We start from the raw sequence: 6,698 nt of genomic DNA on the forward strand, positions 1-6,698 counted from the left end.
GAATTATAAGGGAGTTGCTTTATTATTTAGAGGCAACTCCTTTAAAGTGCGATTTTTCAGGTGAAATCATGCAAGTATTGGGATGTACCCATAATTCTGGACACGTTGCCCGCACCTTCTCTCAACGATTTGGACCTATAAGTGCGTCTGCGCACTTATAGCCTCTTATCAAGGAATCAAGGTGCGTCTTAGAGGTTCCTCAATTTGATTTCCGCACTTATCAGAGATCCTCAGAGCATGGAGGTGCGCATATTGAAATTCCAACGATTATCTGTGCACGTATCAGTCGTTTTTGAATCAAAAAGGTGCGTATACTATCCCAATATGCTGGTATATAATTACATATATGGGGCATACAACCAGCAATGCGCACCTTGAAGTATTGGATTCGGTCAATAAGTGCGAATTTGGTTTACAATAATAATAAATCCGCACTATCGCCATTGATATTCGGCCGATACGTGCGCGGAGGCCTTTCCAGTCAATCAGAGAATAAAATCACGCAACTTAAAACAAAGTCATGGAAAATCGCGACACGAAAAAAGAGCCGCTCTTAGTACAACGACTCTTTTTCTAGGTTATTATAATTATTAATGAATGAAGTTAGTAGTTTGCATTTATTTCCACTTGATCACGCCGCCGAGTAGTGTCGGGTCGAGTTTCCATACCAGCTCGTAAGCCTTAGGAATTTCCGTGAAATCAAATCTGTGGCTGATCAGCGGTTTGATGTTGATCTTTCCGTAATGGATCAGGTTCAGGAATACTCTGATGTCCTCGTCGCAGGTCCATACTTCTGTGCCTGTGTAACGGCGGAGGTTGCTGTCCATTACTGGTGGCCATGTTCCCTTGATAACAAGGTCAGCCCTCTTAAGAGCAAATGGCTTGGAGTTTACATATGTGCCGATAAGGCTTGCGCCCTTCTGCATAAGGTTATCGTCATAGTTTGGCATAGCTTCGCCGTGGACCTGAGAGATCATTACGACTCTGCCTCTTTCGGAAACCAGCTCGAAAGCTTGTTCCAATGGTTCTCTGTGGCCGGTTGCCTCGAAGATAACAGGGCATCCGCCTCTGTCTAATTCGTCTACAACTTTCTTCAACTGTTCCGGGTGTGTCTTGGAGTTGATTGCAAAATCAACACCCATAGTCTTAGCAATCTCAAGTCTGCCGTCGTCGATATCAGTTACGATTACAGGAAGAGCTCCGGCGCATCTGGCGCACTGAGCTGTGATGGATCCAACGAATCCCTGTCCCATTACGATAGCTGGCTCGCCAAGCTGTAGATTAGCTCTTCTCAGCGCATACATTCCTGTATGTCCAAGATTGAAGAATGCTGCCTGCTCCATGTCGATTCCTGCCGGAGCCGGTGTGCAGTTATATTCGTCCATTATCAGGTACTGAGCATGTTCGCCTGTTGTTACTACATTGTCGCCAACTTTCAGGCTTGTAACGCCCTCGCCTACTTTGATGACTTTAGCAGCCATGCTGTAGCCGATGCTTGTTGGAAGTGGTACGATGTGCTCGCCCATAAGACCGTTTTCTGTTCCGGGACTCATGGTGCTGTATTCAGCCTCCAGAAGGACTTCGCCTTTACCCGGTTCAGGAATTTCTTTTTCAGCCAGAACTACTTTACCCGGCTGTACCTGTGCGTATTTAGTTTTCATCTTAATTATCTCCTCTTAACATGATCGATCTAATATGATCTTTTATGAGTTGATCGGGAACTATCTGTAAGTTTTATCTGGTGCCTTTATTGTTCCACAAGAGTGGGAAAAAAGCAAGAATTCAGGTACAAAAAGGATTATAGAAAAAGGTGGATATCATCCATAATCAAATTGTCATAACTCGCGGAAACTCTCTGACCCGGCGGTTTGGGAGACCTAACCCGGCGAAGTATGAGCCGATGGTAGGTCCCCTGTCAGGACCGCAGGGCTTTAGCACGTGCCTGTTTTACGTGGCTTCAGCCACAGTGTAGAACAGGACAGCTAAATATAAAAACGGGCACATAGTTTTGATTGCAGTCAAAATGTAATTGTAATTGATATAGACGCTACATGCAAGAATTGCCTTGTAATTATAGTCAATGTGGCACTATCCTTTTTTTGAGATCAATGAAACGCAAGCGGCGGGTCTGGTAGCGCGGGCCCGCGCAAGCGGCCGGGGCGTTGGCCCCGGCCGTCTTCGGTCATTTAGTCTATTTGGAATTAATTTATTATGGGCTAGAATATAAACGGTATCACATAGAGCGTGATTGCTATGATGCAGGCTATGAGGACGATAGTGCCCCAGAGCTTGTACTCTTTGTCCATGCGTGTTTTCTCTTCCGGCGACGGGATCTCCTCACGGAGAACCACATCATTCAGCTTCACATCCTCCATCTCGCCGTATCTTGCGCGGCAGATATAATAGATGATCAGACCGATGGCGCACCAGATGACGCCGGAGATCAGAGCGTAAGTGCTCAGCTGGGTCATCATTACCACGTAGATAATTATACTCACCGGAACGCCGGCCTTGATAAACGGCGCTTTGTACGGGCGGTTCAGCTCAGGATGCCTGATGCGCAGGCCCAGAGCGGCCGCGATGCCGATGACATAATAGAACAGGTCTGCGAAGAGACTCACCTCGGCAACGAATTTGATATCGTATTTCGTCAGAACCAGAGACAAGATCCCCAGGACCAGAATCGCCACATACGGAGTTTTGTACTTCGGGTGGAGCTTGGCGAAGAACTTCGGCATGGAGCCTTCGCGGGCCATGGCGAACAAGTAGCGCGGCGGTACGGCTATGCTGGAATTCAGCGTCGAGAAGTCGCCGCCGAAGGCGATGCCGGCGGCCAGCAGAGCCATTGGGATCCCCAGGATGCCCGCAGCCTGCATGCCAACAGCAAAAGGTGCGTCGGCCGTTGCGATCATGCCTATTTTGTCGGCGGGAACGATGCCGATGAGGAACCACTGGAAAATGGCGTTTACCGCGAAAACTATGTACGGCGACAGCCTGAGAGCGCGGGGCAGGTTGATCTGAGGGTATTTGATTTCCTCACCCATGGCGCAGCAGGTCTCGAAGCCGGCGAAGCACCACCATATCATGGCTACCATGCCGATGAAGCCCCACGGAGAAGTTGACTGCATGGCGGCCGGCAGCACTACATAGCTCGGCATGTTGATATTCGGTATCATGGTCAGGAACCAGATAATGGCCACGCCCCAGAAGAAGAACATGAATCCGTTCTGCAGGCGGCCGGTCATTTCCGTGCCTCTGACGTTGGTGATTATGAACAATATAATAGGAATGCTGGCCAGGACCATGTCGCTGACAGGCAGTTCTATGCCGAAAGCTCTGAAGAGAGTTTTGAAATAGAAGGCAAAGGCCAGGGCCTCGCCGGAAGTCACCGCGATAAGAGAAGCGATGAAATTCCAGCCGGCCAGGACCCCTGCCGGTTTGCCAAGACCCAGCTGAGCGTATTTATATGTGCCGCCGGCAAAAGGCAGCGCCGCGCCCATTTCTCCGTAGAGTTTGGCTGGGTACACGCTGATGATCATAGCGATGAATGTGGCGATGATGACTGAGGAACCCATAGTTCCAACAATCTGCGCGCCTGTAGTGAACAGGCCTACGCCGATGACATTGCCTACGGTTATGGTGACAGCTTCCTTCATGCCGAAGGAACGCTGCAGAGTGGTATCCTCAGTGGCAGTCACTTTGGCTGCCTGAGCCGTTGGATCTTGGGACATTAGAATCTCCTTTCTGCGGCAAGGGCGTGGCCTGACAGACCTTCTCCCTTAGCCATTCTGTTTACGAGAGGCGCGATCCGGCGGGATGCTTCCGGTGTCATCCACTGATTGGTGCACACCTTCAGGAAGGTGCCGACCCAGACGCCGCCTGTATAGCGGGACGCCTTGACCGTCGGCAACGTGTGGTTGGTGCCTGAAGCGTAGTCACCGAAGACCTCCGCCGTGTTCCCTCCGATAAAGAGGGAGCCGTAATTGACTAATTTATTTATGATCTGCTCTGGCTTGGCGATGTTGACTTCCAAGTGCTCCGGAGCGTAATTATTAGCAGTTTCAACGGCTTCATCCAAGCTGTCCAGGACTACGACTTCGCCGTAATCGTCCCATGATCTCCTGGCGATGCCTGCCGTGTCCAGAGTCTCAAGCTCCTTCTCCACGGCTGCGATGGTCTCTATTGCCAGAGTTTCGTCTGTGGACAAAAGAAAGGCTTTCGCGTTTGGATCGTGCTCGCACTGGGCGAGAAGGTCTGCGGCCAGCACTTTCGGGTCGGCGCAGGTGTCGGCAATGACCAGGACCTCGCTTGGTCCTGCGATGAAGTCGATGCCGATCTGCCCGTAGCACTGTCTCTTGGCTTCGGCGACAAATTTATTGCCGGGGCCGACTATCATGTCGACGGGTTTGATGGTCTGGGTGCCGTAAGCAAAGGCTGCAATGGCCTGGGCTCCGCCAACGGCGTAGATTTCGTCAGCGCCGGCCAGATCCATGGCTACCAGAGTTTTATAGTGGATGTCTCCTGTGCCGTGAACTACAGGGGCGCAGGCTGCGACTCTCTTAACGCCGGCAACCTTGGCAGGGGTTATGAGCATCAGCGCCGTCGAGTACAAAGGGTAACTTCCGCCGGGTACGTAGCAGCAGCATGATGACACAGGGATCACTTTGTGCCCCAGGTAAATGCCCGGCTGAGGGCTGAAATTCTCCAGCTCCGTCATAGTGCCCCGCTGGGCTTTCGCAAAAGCTTCTATGTTGGCTTTGGCGGCCTTCAGGTCTTCTATGTCCTGGGGGGACATCTTCTCGTAAGCGGCGTCTATCTCGTGGCGGCTTACCCGCAGTTCGCCTCTGACATAATCGTCGAATTTATTGCTGTATTCCTTCAGGGCTCTGTCGCCGTCTGCACATACATTATCGATTATAGCCTGGACGGTGTTGCGCAGTTCTCTGTTGTCTGCGGCGGTCCGCTCCTTGGCTTTTTTAATTATCTTCATTTTCCGCATCTCCTTTTACCAATTAACTGGTTAAAGTATATATTATGGAGTGTGGTCGGTGTCAAGAGCCAGATATAGCATATTTAATAAAAACATTGAGTTAACTCAATGTTTTTGGTATAATCAGTTTAAGACAAGGAGGCAGAACCATGAAAATAGGACAGGTTTCTAAGAAGTACGGATTGTCTAAGGACAACATCTACTACTATATAAATTACGGGCTGCTGGTGCCGCCTAAACTGAACAGCCAATATGTATTCGACGATGATACTATCAGTGATCTGGAGGAGATACTTCAGTTGAAAGCCATGGATTATTCTCTTGCGGAGATACACAGGATCGTATCTCTCCACAGGATATCCAATCTTGAAAACCCCGTGGATAAGGAGGAACTGCGGGATATGTATTCGGCCAAGCGGGCAGAGTGCGCCGGGAAAGTCAAGCATTACGAGGCCGTGATACACGACCTGGACGACCGCATCGTAGAGCTTTCCAAGGACGAGCCTGACATGCAGAAACACACAGGCTTACCTTTGTCCATGCTGGATCTTCTATGTTGTCCCGACTGTGGCGCGCCTTTGGAGATAAGTGATGTGAACATGGATATGAAGTATATTTACGATGGAAAGTTCGTCTGCAGCTGCGGCTACCATGCGGAGGTGGCGGATGGTATCCTGATCACGCCTAACGGCTACAATGGCGAAGTGGACAAACCCGATGTGAACCGCGAGCTCTATAAGGATCTGCCGCCGTCGCTGATCAGCCTCTTTCAGCGTTCCTATAACTATATGAAGGAAGAACTGGAGTCCATGGATCTGGCCGGGAAGGTGGTCATGGAGACCTATATAAACGCATGGTTTTTCCTGCACAATCACCAGCAGTTCTTCAGTCCCGACGGCTATTATATAGTTGTGGACAAATATCCGGAGACACTGCGCATGTACAAGGACCTTATCGAGCGGGAGAATTATGACCTGAAGATTTTGTATCTGGCTGACAGTTCCACCAATTATCCTCTGAAAAAGCAGTGCGTGGATCTGAATCTGGATTTTTTCGCTGTCAATGAGCATAATTTCTATCATGATTCTTTCCTGCTGGAAAAGCTCAGGCCGTATATGAAGTCCGGGGCGGCGGCTCTGGGCACGTATTTCTATTTCGAGAAGGGCAGGCAGTCTATGGCTGAGCTGCTGTCGACTTATCCTCAGTGCTCTGCTGATAATTTCTCTCTGCCGTGGTTCATGTCGGAGATCCAGGAAAGCGGGTTCGACCTGGCCTGGCACAAGGTCTGCGGCTTCACGACAGATTCCGGACAGAATCTGGGCTTCAGCTTTCACCACAAAGGCGAGCGCATGTATCTGATGTCGTATTTGGCTAGATTGCCATAGGTAGTATAATAATGCTAATGTGATTGCGAGTGGTGATCACTGGTCTCTCAGCATGACAAACAAATATGGACTTGACAAAACAACCTTCTTCTATCTCCTACAACTGCAAGGCAACGAAAAAAGAGGGGGCTGTCGCATTAGACTAATTCTGATGCGATATGCCTCTTTTTACGTTAAACGGCTTGATCCCTAGGTTTCATGAAGGTGTATGAAATTCGTGTCACACTGATTTCAGTAACGCAAAACAGAGACGCATGGTGATATGCCTCCGTTATTCGGCTATTTTTTGTTTCAAAATCATGCGGCTTTTACAGGGTCAGTCT

4 protein-coding genes are annotated in these 6,698 nt (G+C 49.6%); 1 reads left to right on the plus strand and 3 read right to left on the minus strand.

Annotated elements, in window-relative coordinates; all coding sequences use genetic code 11:
- Positions 1-617 precede the first annotated feature (617 nt).
- The 3 genes from EV211_RS02405 to hisD all read right to left on the minus strand — a co-directional run bounded on the left by EV211_RS02405 (position 618) and on the right by hisD (position 4,990).
- A complete protein-coding gene (locus EV211_RS02405) occupies positions 618-1,661 on the minus strand; it encodes a zinc-dependent alcohol dehydrogenase (RefSeq protein WP_133527840.1) in 1,044 nt (347 codons plus the stop codon).
- 555 nt (positions 1,662-2,216) lie between these two features.
- Positions 2,217-3,731 carry an APC family permease gene (locus EV211_RS02410; RefSeq protein ID WP_207667977.1) on the minus strand — a complete coding sequence of 505 codons (1,515 nt, stop codon included), beginning with the start codon at positions 3,729-3,731 and terminating at the stop codon, positions 2,217-2,219.
- Complete coding sequence (hisD, locus tag EV211_RS02415; RefSeq protein ID WP_133527841.1) at positions 3,731-4,990, minus strand: histidinol dehydrogenase; 1,260 nt, start codon at positions 4,988-4,990, stop codon at positions 3,731-3,733. Before hisD ends, EV211_RS02410 begins: the two co-directional genes overlap by 1 nt.
- Before the next feature lie 149 nt (positions 4,991-5,139).
- Between hisD and EV211_RS02420 the strand changes: the two genes are divergently transcribed.
- The gene (locus EV211_RS02420; RefSeq protein ID WP_133527842.1) at positions 5,140-6,375 is read left to right on the plus strand and encodes a MerR family transcriptional regulator; all 1,236 of its coding nucleotides are present in this window, start codon (positions 5,140-5,142) and stop codon (positions 6,373-6,375) included.
- Positions 6,376-6,698: the final 323 nt, after the last annotated feature.

Source organism: Aminicella lysinilytica (assembly GCF_004362975.1).
Classification (GTDB): domain Bacteria; phylum Bacillota; class Clostridia; order Peptostreptococcales; family Anaerovoracaceae; genus Aminicella; species Aminicella lysinilytica.